The following is a 14,684-nucleotide window of genomic DNA, read 5'->3' on the forward strand; positions in this document are numbered from 1 at the left end:
TCCGTGAGGACTTTGTCATGCCTTCAAATCGTACTTCTCCCACCTATCTCATCGCCCTGGGCGCATTCGCCCTTGGGATGGCCTCCTATGTCACAGCAGGGCTCATCCCGCTCATCCAAAGCTCCCTCTCAGTGTCAGTGGCCATGGCGGCCCAACTGGTTACCGCCTTTACCCTTGCTTATGGCATCGGTTCGCCCGTGTTCGTCGCCCTTGTGCCGCCCAACCGGCAACGTGCTGGACTGTTACTCGCCCTACTGGTCTTCGTACTTGCGAACGCAGGAAGCGCCCTTTCTGATAGCTTTCTGACGCTTGTAGTTTGCCGCGCAATCGCCGGTATTGGTGCCGGTGTCTACCTCGCCATGGGCATTGCTGCCGCCGCATCGCTCTCTACTCCAGAGCGCCGCGGCAAAGGTATCGCCGTAATTTTGGGCGGCATGGCCAGCGGTGTGGTCCTTGGTGTACCGCTGAGTTTGCTATTGGCTGACCAATGGGGCTGGCAAGCAGCTCTATGGTTGATCACGCTCCTGGGCGCTGTGAGCTGGGCGGGCCTTTACCTGCGTCTGCCAGCGCTACCCAAGGCGACCGCCAGCTCCCTTGGCCAAAAACTCGCCATGCTCAGCGATGGCCGAGTCCTGACCATTTTGCTCGTGTCGTTGCTGGCGGCCGTATCCAGCCTCGGCATGTATACCTTCATCGCCCCTCTGCTGTCCGACCCTGCCTACGGTGGTATCCACTCTGTTACGCCCTACCTTTGGGTATGGGGTATCGGCGGTGTACTAGGAAGCTTTCTGATTGGCCCTTTGGTTGATCACTTTCGTAGTGCGGTACTGACGCTGGTGATCATGGTCATCCTGGCCGTGTCTCTGCTTCTCCTTCCTCAAACCGCACAGTGGAATCAGTGGCTTGTCATGCTGCCCATTGCCGCATGGGGCGCGGTCGGCTGGGCCCTGCAGGTACCGCAGAACAACGAGCTGATCCAGGCGCGCCAACACCATGGTGACGGCAACCTTGCAGTGGCCTTGAATGAATCAGCCTTGTACTTGGGTAGCGCTCTTGGTGCGGCTGCAGGCGGGTTCGTTCTACTGCTCGAACAACCGGTCGGGAATCTAGCGCTCTACGCTGCCGGCGTAGCCGCGCTTGGCGCCATTGCCCAACTGTTTCTGCTACGCCAGAAAGGCACGACATCCCATCACACCTATCTCGATTCTAAACACTGACTAAAGGAGAAAGGCGGTGGAACTGCGCCACTTACGCTGTTTCATCGCCATCGCAGAAAAACGTCATGCAGCCCGGGCAGCGGCACGACTGCATATCGAGCAGTCGGTTTAGGGAGAGCGCCAGAAGCGAATAAACCCTGGTATCTCCTGTTGGTCGTGCGCTATGAGGGCGTTTCCACCGACGGAGGCACCGTTTGCAGGAGCCACGGAGACCGAACCTATTCACCCCCACTCAATTGACCTTACGTCTGCCATGCACACGTATCCTCATGAAGCCACCGGCTCTGACGAGCCGATCAAACCTGACTCGCTTGACCCGCTGGCTCGATCAGTTTCCGGCGATGCCGAATCCCATTCTTCTCGACAGGGTGCTCCCGCCAAGGCTCAGCAAGCTGGCCAGGTAGAAGATTCTCTTCTCGAGCCCGAAACGTACAAGGCAGGAACGGCTTACGAGTCACTACGGATTGTCACCCTCGACGAACTGCGTCCCTTTGATCATAACCCCCGTACGGTAAGGAATCCGGCCTATGACGAGATCAAGGCCTCGATCCGCGAGCGTGGTCTGGACAGCGTACCTGTCATCACACGGCGTACTGGCGAGTCTCACTACATCATCTACAGCGGGGGTAATACGCGCCTGTCGATCCTGCGCGAGCTCTATGCCGAAACTGGCGAAGAGCGCTTTTCCCGGCTGACTTGCCGGTATCGTCCGTGGACCGAGCGTGGCGAGCTGGAGGCACTGACGGGCCACCTAGCCGAAAATGAACTCCGTGGCGGCCTCACTTTTATCGAACGCGCCAAGGCCATCCAACGGGCGCAAGCGCTTTACGAGCAAGAAGCCGGACGCACCCTCTCCCAATCCGAACTGGCACGGCGCCTCAACGCGGATGGCTATCCCGTTCGCCAATCCCACATCAGTCGCATGCAGGAAGCGTTGCGCTATCTGCTCCCTGCCATACCCACCGTGCTGTACGCCGGCCTTGGGCGGCACCAGGTGGAACGCCTCGCGATTCTAAGACGGGCGTGCGAACGCACCTGGCAGCGTCTGGCAAACCACCGCGAGCGCCACACCTTTGCCGAATTGTTCCAACACGTATTGGCGCAATTTGATTCTGCGGGCGAGCACCTCTGCCCACGACGCGTACAGGACGAGCTGATCGCACAAATGGCCGCAGCGCTCGGGATGCATTACGAGGTGCTGGCACTGGACATCGATCATCAGGAAACGCGCCAACGTGCGCTCTCGCAAACGCCACCGCTCGGTTCGCACGCACCGGGGCACACACCCAATGAGACCGGCTCGGGTACCACTTCACGGCTCATGGCCATTCAGCAGTTGATTGCCCGCCATACCGGTGAGCCCTTTGCGCAGCCGGGAAACAAGTCCCACATGGCTCAACCTTCTCTGGGCAGGGATGAATCCATCGACCACGCGACGCCCCCTGAATCGGTGCGCACCCAACCTGAGCACCTGCGGGAGCAGATTGCACACCTTGCGCAGCAGCTGGCTCGAGACGCAGGTGTCGAGCCCTACGTGAGCGTCCATACCAGTCATCTAGGCTTCTCCTGTACGTGGCCAACCGGTGCCCATGCCCTGCAGCCCGCAGCGCGTACCGTGTTGCTCCTGCTGCACGCGCTCAACGGCACCGCTCAGACGCTACCCCTGGTTGACCGCGCAGCCCTTGCCGATGGACTCGGCGCGCTCTTGCAGGGTCAGGCGGGCGAGATTGCCCCACTAAGTGGATCTTCGCTCTCACTGCTATTCCGGCTCATCCGCCACACCCGTCGCCTCAACCGCCTAGAGGCCGGTTCTTTCTCTTGATCCTGTGCACTGTTCCGAGAACCTCTGTCATGCCGACCAGCCACCCTCTGAACCAAGCCGTACTGACCCAAGCCCTGCATCACTTACATCACGGCGAGCTTCGCCGCTGCCAAGCGATGGGATTTGACGAGGAGGAGCTGGCCGCCCTGAAGCAGCCAGACCTGGTCAGCCTTCTGGTAAACGCGCCAGTCTCATGGTGCACGGTGTCGATCAATCGCGACGTGATCAAACGTCTGCTTGGACAATCTGCCGATGTGAGTCAGGAAATCGCGCAGATTGATCGCATGCTGCGCCTGGGCAGTAGCAGCGAGATGGTCAGTCACCGCTTCGGGCTCACCCACCAAGAGGTTGCCTTACGCCGCAAGGTGCTGGGCTTACCCAAGCGCAAAGGCCGTTATCCCGCGCTGGACGATGCGCAGGACGCCGCACTCTGGCGGCAATGGAAAACCGAGGTAGCGCAGCGAGGGCTATCAACCGACGACGAGACCGCCATGCTTGAGCTGGCCATGGAGCTCGCTGAGGCGCATGAAGTACCGCTGGCCGTTCTATGGTCGTCGGTTCGTCGCTGGACCGGTCAATAGGGAGCGTAGGCATGGCCCACGAGGCGTTGCGGCGCGCGACTCCCGCGCCCCTGACAGCTGTCTTCAATGACGTCCTGCGCACCCTCAAACCATCCCCAAAGGCGGACGGCACGCCCCAGGATGGTTTCCTCTACAGCGGTAACCGCCACGACAGCCTACCGCGCGCGCTCCTGCTTGATCGGCGCCTGACGCCGCTAGAGCGCAACGCCTGGCAGGTTTTGCACGTGCTGCTGGATCGCAGCGGCCTGACAGCCTTTCCGACCTACGAGCGGCTCCGTCCGTACTTGGCGGTCATGCCTTGCGCCACACAAGCGTCCAACGAAACCGTGGCCCGCGCCCTGGCCCTCCTCCGACTGACGCGGTGGCTGAGTCTTGTCCGGCGACAACGTGATCCTCAGACCGGCCGTATCCAGGGCAACCTCTATGTCCTGCACGATGAGCCCCTCACGCCGTTCGAAGCAATCCAGCTGGATCCGGACTATCTGAAGCTGGTGAGCCAAGCACTGAGCCACGCAGCGAAGACAGTGCAGGTGGTCGCGCGACAGGTGCTAAAGGAGGTGACTGAAGATCCGCAGGTCAACCAGCGGAGCCTTCCCACTCGCCTGCAGATCATTGCTCAACGTCTCGCTCAGCAGGGTTGGACGGACAAAGGCGTACTGGCGGTAACGGACCCTGAAATCCCAAAATCCGAAGACAGTACGCCCGCACCGTCTTCGGATTCCGAAGCAGGTGCAATCCCTGATTCTGACGACGCCCTTCGGAATCCGAAGGCAGACCGTACTGTACGTAAAGTAGATAAAGAATTATTACGTACGAAGACGACTGTGTCTAACGAGCTCGTACTACCCCCACGTTTTCTCGCCCTTGACCATGAGCAACGGTCCGGCGCCCTGGCGGCCCTCAAGCCCGTGGAGCCTGCACAGCGACAGGCGATTCTTGATGAATGGGCGGCCCGCTGCGAGCGCTCCGCGGTTCGCAATCCAGCGGGCTATCTGTTCGGCATCATCCAGAAAGCCCTGCGTGGCGAGTTCAATCGCGCTGCAGCGTCCACCCCAACCCCACCACCGCTGCCGCCTGAGCCGACACCGATCATTCCTGCCGAATCGTCACCGGCACGCGCGCGCCAAACGTCACGAAATCCTGAGGTAGGTCGGGTTCACTTGGATCAACTGCGATCAGCGCTGCGCCTTCCTCCGCGGGACGCTATCCCCAGGGGATAGCGCATCGACCAAGGGCACAGGTCATCCCGCATATGGGCAGATCAACAAAAACGGTCATGGCATGACCGACCACGCGCCTCCTTGCTGAGCTATCCCCAGGGGATAGCTCCAGGACTCATGCTGGATGCAGACCTCTCACTGTCTTGGCTTCCTGCATGGGCTGCCGTCCAGTTGCGGACCTGATCTATCCCCTGGGGATAGGTGGCGGGACCCAAGATAAATCACACGTCTTGGATCAACGTCGCCTAGCCCAGTGAGGCTTTTCCCGAAGCTATCCCCAGGGGATAGCTATCACACGGCTCGCAACCGACGCGTTTAGCTAACACTTAGCGAAAACGGGTTCAGCCCCAGTACGCCTTAATCGCAGCCTCAAGACGGCTCTGCATTGAAAAGTAGCGACTCGCCTTCTCGGGAGTCTTCCATGCGCGCACCCTACGCCACCGCTTGCCTCATACCCGCCTGCGCCGGGGCGGCCCTAGGCCTACTGCTCCAAGGCTGCACCCCACTGCCATCCGACCCAGAAAGCGCGCTGTCTGACACCCCTCCTGTGCGCTCGCCAGCGCCCGTACCGGAACAGGATCTTTTGGTTGTCCGCCAGGGACGCTACACCCTGGTCGAGCAAGGACCTGAACTCGCTCAACGCAACCTGATGCGTCAGGTTGTGGGCGTTTCCATCCCCACCGGCGCCGACCGTACCGTGGGCGATGCCCTGCGCTACGTGCTGATCCGCTCCGGCTTTTCGCTGTGCGAGACGCCAGAGGCGGCTCGGCTCTATGCGCTGCCCTTGCCGGCCGCACACCTGCAGTTGGGACCGCTGCCGCTGCGTGACGCCCTGCAGACCCTGGCAGGCCCTGCCTGGACGCTACAGGTTGATTCGCTCGCTCGGCGTGTGTGCTTTGCACCTGCGCCCACCCATCCAATCGAGGGCCGGCCATCGTGAGGGTGCGAGCGCCTTTTCTGGCCATGCGTGCTGATCGTCTACAACGCCTGGGCGGCGCTGCCTGGTTACTCGCGCTCAGCATCCTGATCGTGCATGACCACAGGGGCCAATCGCGTCTGCATCAGCAGCTAGCGCAACACGATGACCAACCGGGCCTTCATGCACTGCAGGCGGACATGGTCACCCTCAGCGCCCGACTGGATGCCCTGCCAACGCCAGAGCGCCTGGTCAGCCCGACCGAGCTAAGCGCGGTACGCGAGGACCTTGAAGCCAGATTGGCCGCTGTTGTTCATCAGCAGGAAAAGCATGCCCAGACCGCGGACGTGCTGACCTTGCAACAACGCACTGACCGACTTGAAGCTCGGTTGCAGACCCTGATGCACCAGGCAACGGCGCCTCGCGAGAAGCGCCAAACACCGGCACGACCTGCGCCAAAGGCCAAGGCGTCCAAACCGCCCTTTCAGCTACTCGGTGCAGAACAACGTGGCGGCCACACCTTTCTGTCCCTGTTACCTGCTCATCAGCAAGGGCTCAACGCCGTCACGCTGCTCCGCGTGGGCGAGTTCTTGGGCCAATGGCAGCTCACCGGCTTGACCCAGTACACCGCGACATTTCAGGTGGGTGGCCAGGTGCGGCGTCTGCCGCTGCCTGGAGGAGACACGCGATGACACAACGGTTACCTGCTACCGCGTTGCTCAGTCTGATCCTTGGCTCTATTCAGGCTGTTCAGGCATCTCCTGCGCCCGCCTCCCACGACCAGACGCGTTGGAGCGAGACCCAACACAGCCGACTCATGCTGAGCGAGGACGCACATGCCCGGGCCTGGGGTCTGCAGGCCAGTGACTGGGTCCGCTATCGCGAGCTGATGCAGGGTCCGCTAGGCATCTACGCGCCGCACCTGGACCCGTTGACCGCCCTGGGTATCGAGGCACGCAGTGACGAAGAGCGTGCGCGCTTTGCGGAGTTGCAGGTCAGAGCCGAGGCCCGACGCGTCGAGAAACTGCTGACCTATCAGCGCGCCTACGACGCTGCCTGGCAGCGCCTTGCACCTGACTTGCAGCGGGTCACGCTCGAGGATGCCAAGGTGGTAGAGGAAGCGCGCCTTTCCGTGTTCGTCAAAGCGGACTGCCCGCCCTGCCTTGAACGTGTCCGGCAGCTGCAGGCACAAGGTCGGGCCTTCGACCTGTACCTGGTGGATAGTAAAGGCGATGACGCACGACTCCGGCGTTGGGCGCGTCAGGCGCGCCTGGATCCGATGCGGGTTCAGCAGCGGACCATCACCCTCAACCATGACAATGGCCGCTTTCAGTCGCTAGGTCTTGCCGGCGAATTGCCCGTCGTCGCACAGCGGGTGAATGGACAATGGCAGCGACAGTAGCCACGCCAACAAGGCGCCGTCGAGCAGTCGCTGGACTGTCGTTTTTGTTGTCGGCTTTGGTCAGCGTCGCCACCTGGGCGCAGGCTCAGCTGCCGCCACCGGCCTATCAGCTTGCAGCCCAGCAAGCCGGCGTTCCCTCTCTGGTTCTGTACGCCATAGCACTGCAGGAAAGCGGGCGACGCTGGCAAGGACGGTCAGTACCGTGGCCCTGGACCCTGAACGTGGCTGGCGAGGCCAAGCGGTTTGCCAATCGCCATACGGCATGCACCGGCCTGCTGCAGGCCATGGACACTACCCCAGACCGCAAAATCGACGTGGGTCTCGGCCAGATCAACCTGGGTTACCACCGCCATCGCGTCACTCATCCGTGTGACTTGCTAGACCCCTATCAAAACCTTGCGATTGCCGCTGCAATCCTCGTCGAGCAGCGCGCAGCCGCTCCTGATTGGCCAGCCGCCATCGGCCGCTACCACCGCCCGGCCGGCGGCGCCCTTGCCGCACGCTATCAGCGCCTCGTCCAGGCGCATCTGGATCGCCTACAGGGTCAGGTAGCCAGTGGACTGCAGGTGGGAGAGCTGCCGTGAGACCTGGGTTCGGAAGACGCTCACTGTTCGTACTTGGTACGGGATGGCTATCCCTGCAGGCAATGGCGGACCCACTCATCGTGGTGGGGCACGAGGGAGGTGTTTCCACCCAGCCGTACTTCGAGCCGTTCAAGCGGACAGCTCCACCACGTACGTCTACTGTGACCCCATTTCCTGCCGATGCTCATGAGGCTGAGGCCGCAATGCTACCGGTGCGGTCACAAAGACTGCTTCCTGGCGAAGCCTCGACACGAGCGCTCCAAGCACCTGGGCTTAGCCCCCTATTTCTCATCGGTGATGATGAGTACTCACGTCATTGGCTGCGCCAGCAGCGGCGGCAGCTGAAGGACCAGCAGGCTATTGGCCTGGTGGTAAATATCGACACTGCCGCGGCCTTGGCAAAACTTCGGCGCCTGGCCCCCGACCTCACCCTCATTCCAACGTCGGGGGATGACCTCGCCCAACGCCTGGGGCTGCACCACTACCCTGTGCTGCTCGTGCCAATGGCGGATGACAGGTAGCGCAGGCCATGTCCCATCCGACCGGCTATGAGCGCTGGCTTCGTCCAGCCGTGGAGTTGTACAGCGTTGGCGCCTGCATGCTAGCGGCTGGCCTTGTTGCACTCATTCCCGAAACGCTCGGGCTCTCGGCCCCAATGGCCTCGTTCGCCACAACGGCATTCCTATGCCTCGCCGCCGCACGGCTGTATCAGGCTTATCGCATCCTGCGCTACCGACGCAATCTTCGGCGGCTGCCTGCCTACACCCTGTCCAGCGCTGCGATACCGGTCAGCACGCAAACGCTGTTCATCGGCCGTGGGTTTCGCTGGGAGGCGCGGCATACCCAACGCTTGCTCGAGACCTATTTGCCGCAGTGCCGCCGCTATGTCGAGCCAGGCCGGTATGGCCGCTTTATCCAACACCTTTTCAAACAGTCTTCGCGGCGCGCTCCCCTGACTCAAGCCGCCATTGGCGGCTTGCCTCGCCTGCATGGCGTCGAGCCTGACGAACAAGACGTCTGCCTACCCTTGAACGAGCGTGTGGGCCATACGCTGGTACTGGGTACCACGCGGGTCGGCAAGACGCGGCTGGCCGAGCTCTTCATCGCGCAGGACATCCGCCGTCGCAATGCGCAGGGCGAGCATGAAGTGGTCATCGTGTTCGATCCCAAAGGCGATGCAGATCTGCTCAAGCGGATGTACGCCGAAGCCAAACGCGCCGGCCGTGAGCAGGAGTTTTTGGTGTTCCACCTGGGCTGGCCCGACAGCTCGGCTCGGTACAACGCCGTCGGCCGTTTTGGTCGTATCTCCGAGGTGGCTACTCGTCTTGCCGGGCAACTCTCCGGTGAAGGCGATAGCGCCGCCTTTCGCGAGTTTGCCTGGCGCTTCGTCAACATTATTGCGCGCGCGCTGGTGGAGCTGGGTCAGCGCCCTGACTATCGGTTGATCCAGCGCTATGTCATCAACATCGATGCGCTGTTTATTCAGTATGCCGAACACTACTTCGCCACACGTGAGCCCGACGCGTGGGAGGCGATCCTCAAGCTTGAGGCGGGATTGAACAACCGTAATCTGCCGCGGCACATGATTGGGCGGGAGATCCGAGTCGTTGCCCTCGAGCAGTACCTTTCCAGTACGCATCACTTCGATCCGGTGCTCGATGGCCTGCGCAGCGCCGTGCGCTACGAGCGCAGCTTTTTCGACAAGATTGTGGCATCCCTCCTGCCCCTGCTGGAGAAGCTCACCACCGGCAAGATCGTCCAGTTGCTCTCGCCTGACTACGAGGATCTGCAGGATCCGCGGCCGATCTTCGACTGGCTACAAGTCGTTCGCCAACGCGCCATTGTTTATGTGGGCTTGGATGCCCTGTCCGATGCCGAGGTCGCCGCAGCGGTAGGCAATTCCATGTTTGCAGATCTGGTTTCGGTGGCCGGACACCTTTACAAGTTCGGCGTCGACAGCGGATTACCCGGCGGCAAGCCAGGCACCAAGCCCACCATTAATCTGCACGCCGATGAATTCAACGAACTGATGGGTGATGAGTTTATCCCCCTGGTCAACAAGGGCGGCGGCGCTGGCGTTCAGGTGACGGCCTATACCCAGACCCTGTCGGATATCGAGGCACGGCTAGGTAATCGCGCCAAGGCAGGTCAGGTGATTGGCAACTTCAACAACCTGTTCATGCTGAGGGTACGCGAAACAGCCACAGCCGAACTGCTGACCCGCCAGCTCCCACAGGTCGACGTCTATACACCCGCGCAATCCAGTAGCGTCACCGATACCTCTGATCCACAGGCCGCCAGTGCCTTCACCTCCAGCACCCAAGATCAGCTCGTGGGCAGCCGCCGGCCTCTGATTGAGCCTGCTCATCTCGTCGCGTTGCCCAAGGGGCAGTGCTTTGCGCTGCTTGAAGGCGGTGCGCTGTGGAAGGTTCGCATGCCCTTACCGCTACCAGACACCGATGATGATTTACCGGCTGATCTTCGCGCGTTGACCGCTGCCATGCGTCGGCGCCCGTTCAGACCCAAGACGGCTGAGCCATCTGGCGAACCAGACTCACCACTCCCGACCGCCCCAGAGCCACCGGTGACTTCGATTGCTGAGGCATCTCCTCATGAGTGAAGCTGTAGACGCCCGGCCGCGTCGTTACGGAGGGTTTACCCAGCTTCTGCTACTGCCCTTTACCGTCCTGGGCCTGCTGTGCGCCGCGCTGCTCCTTCGGCTTTTGCTGGAAGGTTTCGGCATGCTGTTCGTTTGGCCGGATAACCGCGATCTGCACGCGCAGATCCTTTACGAGCAGGATCGACGCGATCTCACCCGCACGCCTTGGCCGGATCGATGGCAGTCGATTTCTCGTATGTGGCGAGATACCCAACGCTCAGTACAGCTCATGGCGCTATCCAACCCATGGATCGAGCTGCAGGGCAGGCTCCCAGCCGTACCCAGCCTCCTTGGCCACAGAACGCCGAGCCTGCCTTGGGCAAAAGAACGTTCGGGGGTAAAAGAGGCGTTATCTGCAGCCCGGCATAGCGCGCTGAGCGTTGGCATGCGAAGCCTACTGCTGCTTCAGGCGCTTCCTTTGCTGATACTGAGCGCGCTCGTCGGCACCGTAGACGGCTTGGTCCAACGGCAGGTGCGCCGCTTTAACGTACAACGTGAATCGGGCTATCTCCATCACCGCGCGAAGGCCCTCTTCGTTCCACTCACGCTGCTGCCAGGGTTCATGTACCTGGTGCTGCCCATCAGTCTGTCTATTGCCAGCTTTGCGATTGTGAGTGCGATCTTGTCCGGACTGATGGCCGCAATCGCCATTGGATCATTCAAGAAGCATCTCTGACGAACAGCTTCGGCTATTCCGTCTAAGCAAGACATCTAGGGCAGTAATCGCCAGCCGGGCTACGACACGTTTCACGTGGAACCCTGCACTGTCTTTTGATCGTGCGGGCCCAGATTATAACCCTTAGCAGTTCTCCAGCTGTTCGCTCATCAAGCCAAGCACGATAAGCCGCCCAACGAGCGGTCCTTTTACTTCACCACCTGATGGATAGAAGCTGCTCCCAGGCAGGGCTTTAAGGATCAACCCGAATCGCACGAAGACGTTACGCTCTGGTCGTCTCGAGTAGCTCAGCATGCTGTTCGAAGTCATCCGCTAGCTGCTGCAGCGTGATACTTCGTAGGCGCGTCAGCAGCAAAGCCTGCGCGGCATCGAATGCCTCGGTCAGCGCATTGTTTACGGCTCGCTCAACCAGACATTCGGGATGATCGGTCGCCAAACCTATGGCGAAAATCGACGACGACCCGAGCGCCTGATGGATATCTAGCAGTGTGATCTCTGCAAGGGGCTTTGCCAGCATCCATCCTCCCCGATGACCCTTTTCAGAGCGAACGTACCCCTGCTCCTTGAGCAGGGCCATCGTCCTGCGCACGACTACCGGATTAGTACTCAGCATCTGCGCCAACGTGTCAGACGTCGCAGGCTGTTCATGGCGAGCCATGTGAATCAGCGTATGCAGCATCCGCGATAGGCGCGTGTCATTTCTCATAGCTCAAAAGCCTCATTCCAGCCGGCCAGCATCTCTCGACACAGGAAAAGTTACAAGATCTAGACTTTCGCTCATCACGTAACTTATGTTGTTTCCTGAAATTCACGAGGGAAATTCCATGATCTACGATGTGATCGTTGTGGGGGGTAGCTACGCCGGCGTGTCCGCTGCCATGCAACTGGCCAGGGCGCGCCGTTCTGTGTTGGTGATTGATGCTGCGCAACGCCGTAATCGATTTGCTGCCATGTCTCATGGGTTCCTGGGGCAAGACGGCAACAGCCCAGATGCAATTGCTGACCAAGCACGTCGGCAACTACTCGCCTACCCATCCGTCACCTGGCATGACGCGTCTGCGGTTGCAGTAGAGAAACAGGCCGATGTGATCTCTATCGCTACAAGCGATGGCCTCACCTTCAATGCCCGTCGGCTGATTCTGGCTTCCGGCGTCACCGATGAGCTGCCAGATATTCCTGGCTTGGCTGAGCGCTGGGGGCGACAGGTCTTCCACTGCCCTTACTGCCATGGGTATGAGCTGGACAAAGGAAACATCGGTGTCCTGGCCAGCTCACCACTCGCTATCCATCAGGCCCTGATGCTGCCTGATTGGGGAGCAACAACCTTATTCCTCAACGGCGCCTTCCAGCCCGATGCAGAGCAAAGCGAGAAGCTTGCACAGCGTGGCGTTTTGCTCGAGCAAGAGCAGGTTGTTTCTATTGGTGGGGAGCGGTTGGAAGTGACACTGGCCAGTGGTCATGTGATTACGCTTGCAGGCCTGTTCGTCCAACCACGCACGCATCTGAACAACCCCCTGATCAAGCAGTTGGGCCTTGCCGTTGAAAGCGGTCCCTTAGGCGATTTCCTGACAGTAGATCAGATGCGGGAAACCAGCGTGGCAGGCGTGTTTGCCTGCGGAGATGCGGCAGTGGCTGCCGGTAACGTGGCGATCGCGGTCGGCGACGGTGCTCGCACAGGTGGCGCAGCTCACCAGTCGTTGATCTTTCGCTGAGCGAAGCAACTTCAGGCCGCCGGCTTTCTACCAAAGCACTAGCACGTATTAACCTGTCTTCTTGGCAAGGACAGTAGCGCACCTGCCAGCTCTACCTTATCTGACAGGTGCAGCGTCATTGCTCAAGAGGGTTGTTAACGTCGTGCTTCTGTCAGGGCTTGGCGGTAAAGCACGACAACATCGTTAAGCAACTCGCGCATCATCGACGCAAGCAGTTGCTGACGAAGTTCTCCGTTCTCTACCGACTCAGACGCCAACTGATCCAGCAGATCGTTCAGCACTGAAATATGCAACTCAGCTTCGGCTTCCGGCGTATCCGACTCGAAGTCTGGCTGGCGCGCTCGAAGCAGAGGCGTTGGAAAAGGGACTATGGTGCTAGTGCGACTAGTCATGGCGCACCTCCATGCGAGAGGTAAGACACGTAGTCGGATGTGCCAGGCGGAGCCCGGGCTTGAAAGGAGGACGAGGCATTTTCCTTTTACTCCTTGGACAGGTTAAGGAACCGCCTACCAGCCTTCTCACGAGCATAGGAGGCGGACCGTGCAAGGGTGAGAATCCGGCGTCCAAGGGAACCGGCCAGGCAAAAGCCTGCCTCACACGGCCCGCCATAGAGGAGCATTAGCGCAGCATGCAAATACTGGCTAAGCACTATGACGCTACCGCGCCTTGGACAACTTCCAGGTTCTCACGCCCGGTCGCGGGATTGACCACGACAGCCAAAATCTAACGTTCGCGGTTACCGGTTGCAACCAACAAACCGGCTGGCGTGCGCTCCGCTTTCTCGGTGAGGCCACCGTCTACAAAAAACCGGGTACGCGCTGAATCGGATTTTCTGCGGCGTGACGCTCCCGTAAACGGCACCTTCGCGCCATCGAATCGCTCAGGACGCGAGCAAGATGGCAACGCGCAAAGGCCTCGCCCTACTTCAGTGGGCACTCCTCCTCACACCGCTCTCGGTTGCCCTAAGCGCCCCCCATGCATGGGCGGGCGACGGTGACGCTGAACGTGAGCAGCTAGCTGCCGTCATCCGGCAATTGACGATCTCTGAACACCTGGCCGTTCAGACCGCTGCGCACGCAGCCCCTGCAGGCACCCGCTACCACTTCGACTATGCCCGCCTGCAGCAAGACCTGCAGCGCATCCGCCAGGGCATCGAACACTACCTGACACCGTCCCGTGCCCAGCCCAGGGATCTGCAGCAGCTGGCAGGTGACTACGCCCGCGAGGTCGATCCACATGAGGCGTCCTCGCTATGACCCTCTCCGCCGCACAGAGCACCGCCTTTCAGGCCAGCGGTGGCTTCACCCCTGCTGCCGTCTCCACGGTGGTGCTGAGCCTGGTCTTTGCCGTCTTTCAGCTCTGGGGCGTCTGGGCCCTGCGTACGGCCTTCGTGAGCTGGGCCGAACACCGCATGACCCAACGCCAATTGCTGGGCGTCGCGGTGCGTTTTTTCTTCCTGTACCTGGCCCTGATTTTTCTACTGCTCTCCTGACTTGTGGAGGACCTGAACGTGTCTACGTCGCTGCTGCGCATCTGCCCTCGCCGTCTTGCTCAATCCCTGACGGCCGTCAGTGGTATCGGGCTGATTGAAGGCGCCTACGCCGCTGGCTTACCCAAGATGGAAGCGCCCACCCGTGGCCAGGGCACCGGCATCCTACAAACCCTGCAGAACTACGGCTACGACATCGTCATGCTGGTTGCGCTGCTGGTCGTGGCGTCCATGTTTATCGGCGTGTGCTACCACGCCTATACCCGCTACTCCGAGATCCACACTGGCCGCGCCACCTGGGGGCAATTTGGTCTCACCGTGGCCGTAGGCGCCATGCTGTTGGTCGTGGGGATCTGGCTGCTGACCACCGCCATCGGTGTGCTCTGACGCGCGGAGCCGATCCTTA

17 protein-coding genes and 1 pseudogene are annotated in these 14,684 nt (G+C 60.8%); 16 read left to right on the forward strand and 2 right to left on the reverse strand.

Annotated elements, in window-relative coordinates; genetic code table 11:
- The first annotated feature begins 17 nt into the window (after nt 1-17).
- The 12 genes and pseudogenes from ACZ5R1_RS22290 to ACZ5R1_RS22345 all read left to right on the forward strand — a co-directional run bounded on the left by ACZ5R1_RS22290 (nt 18) and on the right by ACZ5R1_RS22345 (nt 11,077).
- On the forward strand, nt 18-1,217 hold the full coding sequence (locus ACZ5R1_RS22290) for an MFS transporter (RefSeq protein ID WP_464712717.1): 1,200 nt from the start codon (nt 18-20) through the stop codon (nt 1,215-1,217).
- A gap of 16 nt (nt 1,218-1,233) precedes the next feature.
- Nucleotides 1,234-1,323: pseudogene (locus ACZ5R1_RS22295) on the forward strand (LysR family transcriptional regulator); the annotation flags it as partial.
- 147 nt (nt 1,324-1,470) lie between these two features.
- Complete coding sequence (locus ACZ5R1_RS22300; RefSeq protein ID WP_464712718.1) at nt 1,471-3,039, forward strand: ParB family protein; 1,569 nt, start codon at nt 1,471-1,473, stop codon at nt 3,037-3,039.
- Between the two features lie 29 nt (nt 3,040-3,068).
- Nucleotides 3,069-3,620 (forward strand): DUF2857 domain-containing protein, encoded by a 552-nt coding sequence (locus ACZ5R1_RS22305; RefSeq protein WP_042134775.1) that lies wholly within the window; start codon nt 3,069-3,071, stop codon nt 3,618-3,620.
- A gap of 11 nt (nt 3,621-3,631) precedes the next feature.
- On the forward strand, nt 3,632-4,840 hold the full coding sequence (locus ACZ5R1_RS22310; protein WP_464712719.1) for an STY4528 family pathogenicity island replication protein: 1,209 nt from the start codon (nt 3,632-3,634) through the stop codon (nt 4,838-4,840).
- A 649-nt stretch (nt 4,841-5,489) separates the two neighbouring features.
- The gene (pilL2, locus tag ACZ5R1_RS22315; RefSeq protein ID WP_464712720.1) at nt 5,490-5,780 is read left to right on the forward strand and encodes a PFGI-1 class ICE element type IV pilus protein PilL2; all 291 of its coding nucleotides are present in this window, start codon (nt 5,490-5,492) and stop codon (nt 5,778-5,780) included.
- 23 nt (nt 5,781-5,803) lie between these two features.
- Nucleotides 5,804-6,448 (forward strand): hypothetical protein, encoded by a 645-nt coding sequence (locus ACZ5R1_RS22320; RefSeq protein ID WP_464712721.1) that lies wholly within the window; start codon nt 5,804-5,806, stop codon nt 6,446-6,448.
- Nucleotides 6,445-7,158 (forward strand): TIGR03759 family integrating conjugative element protein, encoded by a 714-nt coding sequence (locus ACZ5R1_RS22325; protein ID WP_464712722.1) that lies wholly within the window; start codon nt 6,445-6,447, stop codon nt 7,156-7,158. Before ACZ5R1_RS22320 ends, ACZ5R1_RS22325 begins: the two co-directional genes overlap by 4 nt.
- A complete protein-coding gene (locus tag ACZ5R1_RS22330; protein WP_464712723.1) occupies nt 7,143-7,742 on the forward strand; it encodes a transglycosylase SLT domain-containing protein in 600 nt (199 codons plus the stop codon). Before ACZ5R1_RS22325 ends, ACZ5R1_RS22330 begins: the two co-directional genes overlap by 16 nt.
- A gap of 62 nt (nt 7,743-7,804) precedes the next feature.
- Entirely contained in the window at nt 7,805-8,263 is a 459-nt protein-coding gene (locus ACZ5R1_RS22335; protein ID WP_464712724.1) for an integrating conjugative element protein, read from the forward strand.
- Between the two features lie 8 nt (nt 8,264-8,271).
- On the forward strand, nt 8,272-10,362 hold the full coding sequence (gene traD / locus ACZ5R1_RS22340; RefSeq protein WP_464712725.1) for a type IV conjugative transfer system coupling protein TraD: 2,091 nt from the start codon (nt 8,272-8,274) through the stop codon (nt 10,360-10,362).
- Nucleotides 10,355-11,077 carry an IncC plasmid conjugative DNA transfer DtrJ family protein gene (locus ACZ5R1_RS22345; RefSeq protein ID WP_464712726.1) on the forward strand — a complete coding sequence of 241 codons (723 nt, stop codon included), beginning with the start codon at nt 10,355-10,357 and terminating at the stop codon, nt 11,075-11,077. The genes traD and ACZ5R1_RS22345 overlap by 8 nt, the downstream gene beginning before the upstream one ends.
- 262 nt (nt 11,078-11,339) lie before the next feature.
- Here the strand turns inward: ACZ5R1_RS22345 and ACZ5R1_RS22350 are convergent, their stop codons facing one another.
- Nucleotides 11,340-11,783: an Rrf2 family transcriptional regulator gene (locus ACZ5R1_RS22350; RefSeq protein ID WP_314559745.1), complete on the reverse strand. Its 444-nt coding sequence runs from the start codon at nt 11,781-11,783 to the stop codon at nt 11,340-11,342.
- 118 nt (nt 11,784-11,901) lie between these two features.
- Between ACZ5R1_RS22350 and ACZ5R1_RS22355 the strand changes: the two genes are divergently transcribed.
- A complete protein-coding gene (locus ACZ5R1_RS22355; RefSeq protein ID WP_377709006.1) occupies nt 11,902-12,789 on the forward strand; it encodes an NAD(P)/FAD-dependent oxidoreductase in 888 nt (295 codons plus the stop codon).
- A 134-nt stretch (nt 12,790-12,923) separates the two neighbouring features.
- Here the strand turns inward: ACZ5R1_RS22355 and ACZ5R1_RS22360 are convergent, their stop codons facing one another.
- The gene (locus ACZ5R1_RS22360) at nt 12,924-13,181 is read right to left on the reverse strand and encodes a hypothetical protein (protein WP_288505142.1); all 258 of its coding nucleotides are present in this window, start codon (nt 13,179-13,181) and stop codon (nt 12,924-12,926) included.
- A 642-nt stretch (nt 13,182-13,823) separates the two neighbouring features.
- Between ACZ5R1_RS22360 and ACZ5R1_RS22365 the strand changes: the two genes are divergently transcribed.
- The 3 genes from ACZ5R1_RS22365 to ACZ5R1_RS22375 are packed head-to-tail and all read left to right on the forward strand — an operon-like array spanning nt 13,824 to nt 14,665.
- Entirely contained in the window at nt 13,824-14,045 is a 222-nt protein-coding gene (locus tag ACZ5R1_RS22365; protein WP_464712727.1) for an integrative conjugative element protein, RAQPRD family, read from the forward strand.
- Nucleotides 14,042-14,281, forward strand: a complete 240-nt coding sequence (locus ACZ5R1_RS22370; protein ID WP_115946264.1) for a TIGR03758 family integrating conjugative element protein — start codon at nt 14,042-14,044, stop codon at nt 14,279-14,281. The genes ACZ5R1_RS22365 and ACZ5R1_RS22370 overlap by 4 nt, the downstream gene beginning before the upstream one ends.
- Nucleotides 14,282-14,293: 12 nt before the next feature.
- Nucleotides 14,294-14,665, forward strand: coding sequence for a TIGR03745 family integrating conjugative element membrane protein (locus tag ACZ5R1_RS22375; RefSeq protein ID WP_115946408.1), 372 nt, complete (start codon nt 14,294-14,296; stop codon nt 14,663-14,665).
- Nucleotides 14,666-14,684 lie beyond the last annotated feature (19 nt).

Source organism: Pseudomonas sp. Pso3 (assembly GCF_055393275.1).

Bases quoted from the DNA above. Each gene is read 5' to 3' on its own strand.
- ACZ5R1_RS22320 (WP_464712721.1), top strand. From the start codon at position 5,804: ATGCGTGCTGATCGTCTACAACGCCTGGGCGGCGCTGCCTGGTTACTC.
- pilL2 (WP_464712720.1), top strand. From the start codon at position 5,490: ATGCGTCAGGTTGTGGGCGTTTCCATCCCCACCGGCGCCGACCGTACC.
- ACZ5R1_RS22335 (WP_464712724.1), top strand. From the start codon at position 7,805: ATGGCGGACCCACTCATCGTGGTGGGGCACGAGGGAGGTGTTTCCACC.
- ACZ5R1_RS22305 (WP_042134775.1), top strand. From the start codon at position 3,069: ATGCCGACCAGCCACCCTCTGAACCAAGCCGTACTGACCCAAGCCCTG.
- traD (WP_464712725.1), top strand. From the start codon at position 8,272: ATGTCCCATCCGACCGGCTATGAGCGCTGGCTTCGTCCAGCCGTGGAG.
- ACZ5R1_RS22300 (WP_464712718.1), top strand. From the start codon at position 1,471: ATGCACACGTATCCTCATGAAGCCACCGGCTCTGACGAGCCGATCAAA.
- ACZ5R1_RS22330 (WP_464712723.1), top strand. From the start codon at position 7,143: ATGGCAGCGACAGTAGCCACGCCAACAAGGCGCCGTCGAGCAGTCGCT.
- ACZ5R1_RS22350 (WP_314559745.1), bottom strand. From the start codon at position 11,783: ATGAGAAATGACACGCGCCTATCGCGGATGCTGCATACGCTGATTCAC.
- ACZ5R1_RS22360 (WP_288505142.1), bottom strand. From the start codon at position 13,181: ATGACTAGTCGCACTAGCACCATAGTCCCTTTTCCAACGCCTCTGCTT.
- ACZ5R1_RS22355 (WP_377709006.1), top strand. From the start codon at position 11,902: ATGATCTACGATGTGATCGTTGTGGGGGGTAGCTACGCCGGCGTGTCC.
- ACZ5R1_RS22345 (WP_464712726.1), top strand. From the start codon at position 10,355: ATGAGTGAAGCTGTAGACGCCCGGCCGCGTCGTTACGGAGGGTTTACC.
- ACZ5R1_RS22290 (WP_464712717.1), top strand. From the start codon at position 18: ATGCCTTCAAATCGTACTTCTCCCACCTATCTCATCGCCCTGGGCGCA.
- ACZ5R1_RS22310 (WP_464712719.1), top strand. From the start codon at position 3,632: ATGGCCCACGAGGCGTTGCGGCGCGCGACTCCCGCGCCCCTGACAGCT.
- ACZ5R1_RS22370 (WP_115946264.1), top strand. From the start codon at position 14,042: ATGACCCTCTCCGCCGCACAGAGCACCGCCTTTCAGGCCAGCGGTGGC.
- ACZ5R1_RS22325 (WP_464712722.1), top strand. From the start codon at position 6,445: ATGACACAACGGTTACCTGCTACCGCGTTGCTCAGTCTGATCCTTGGC.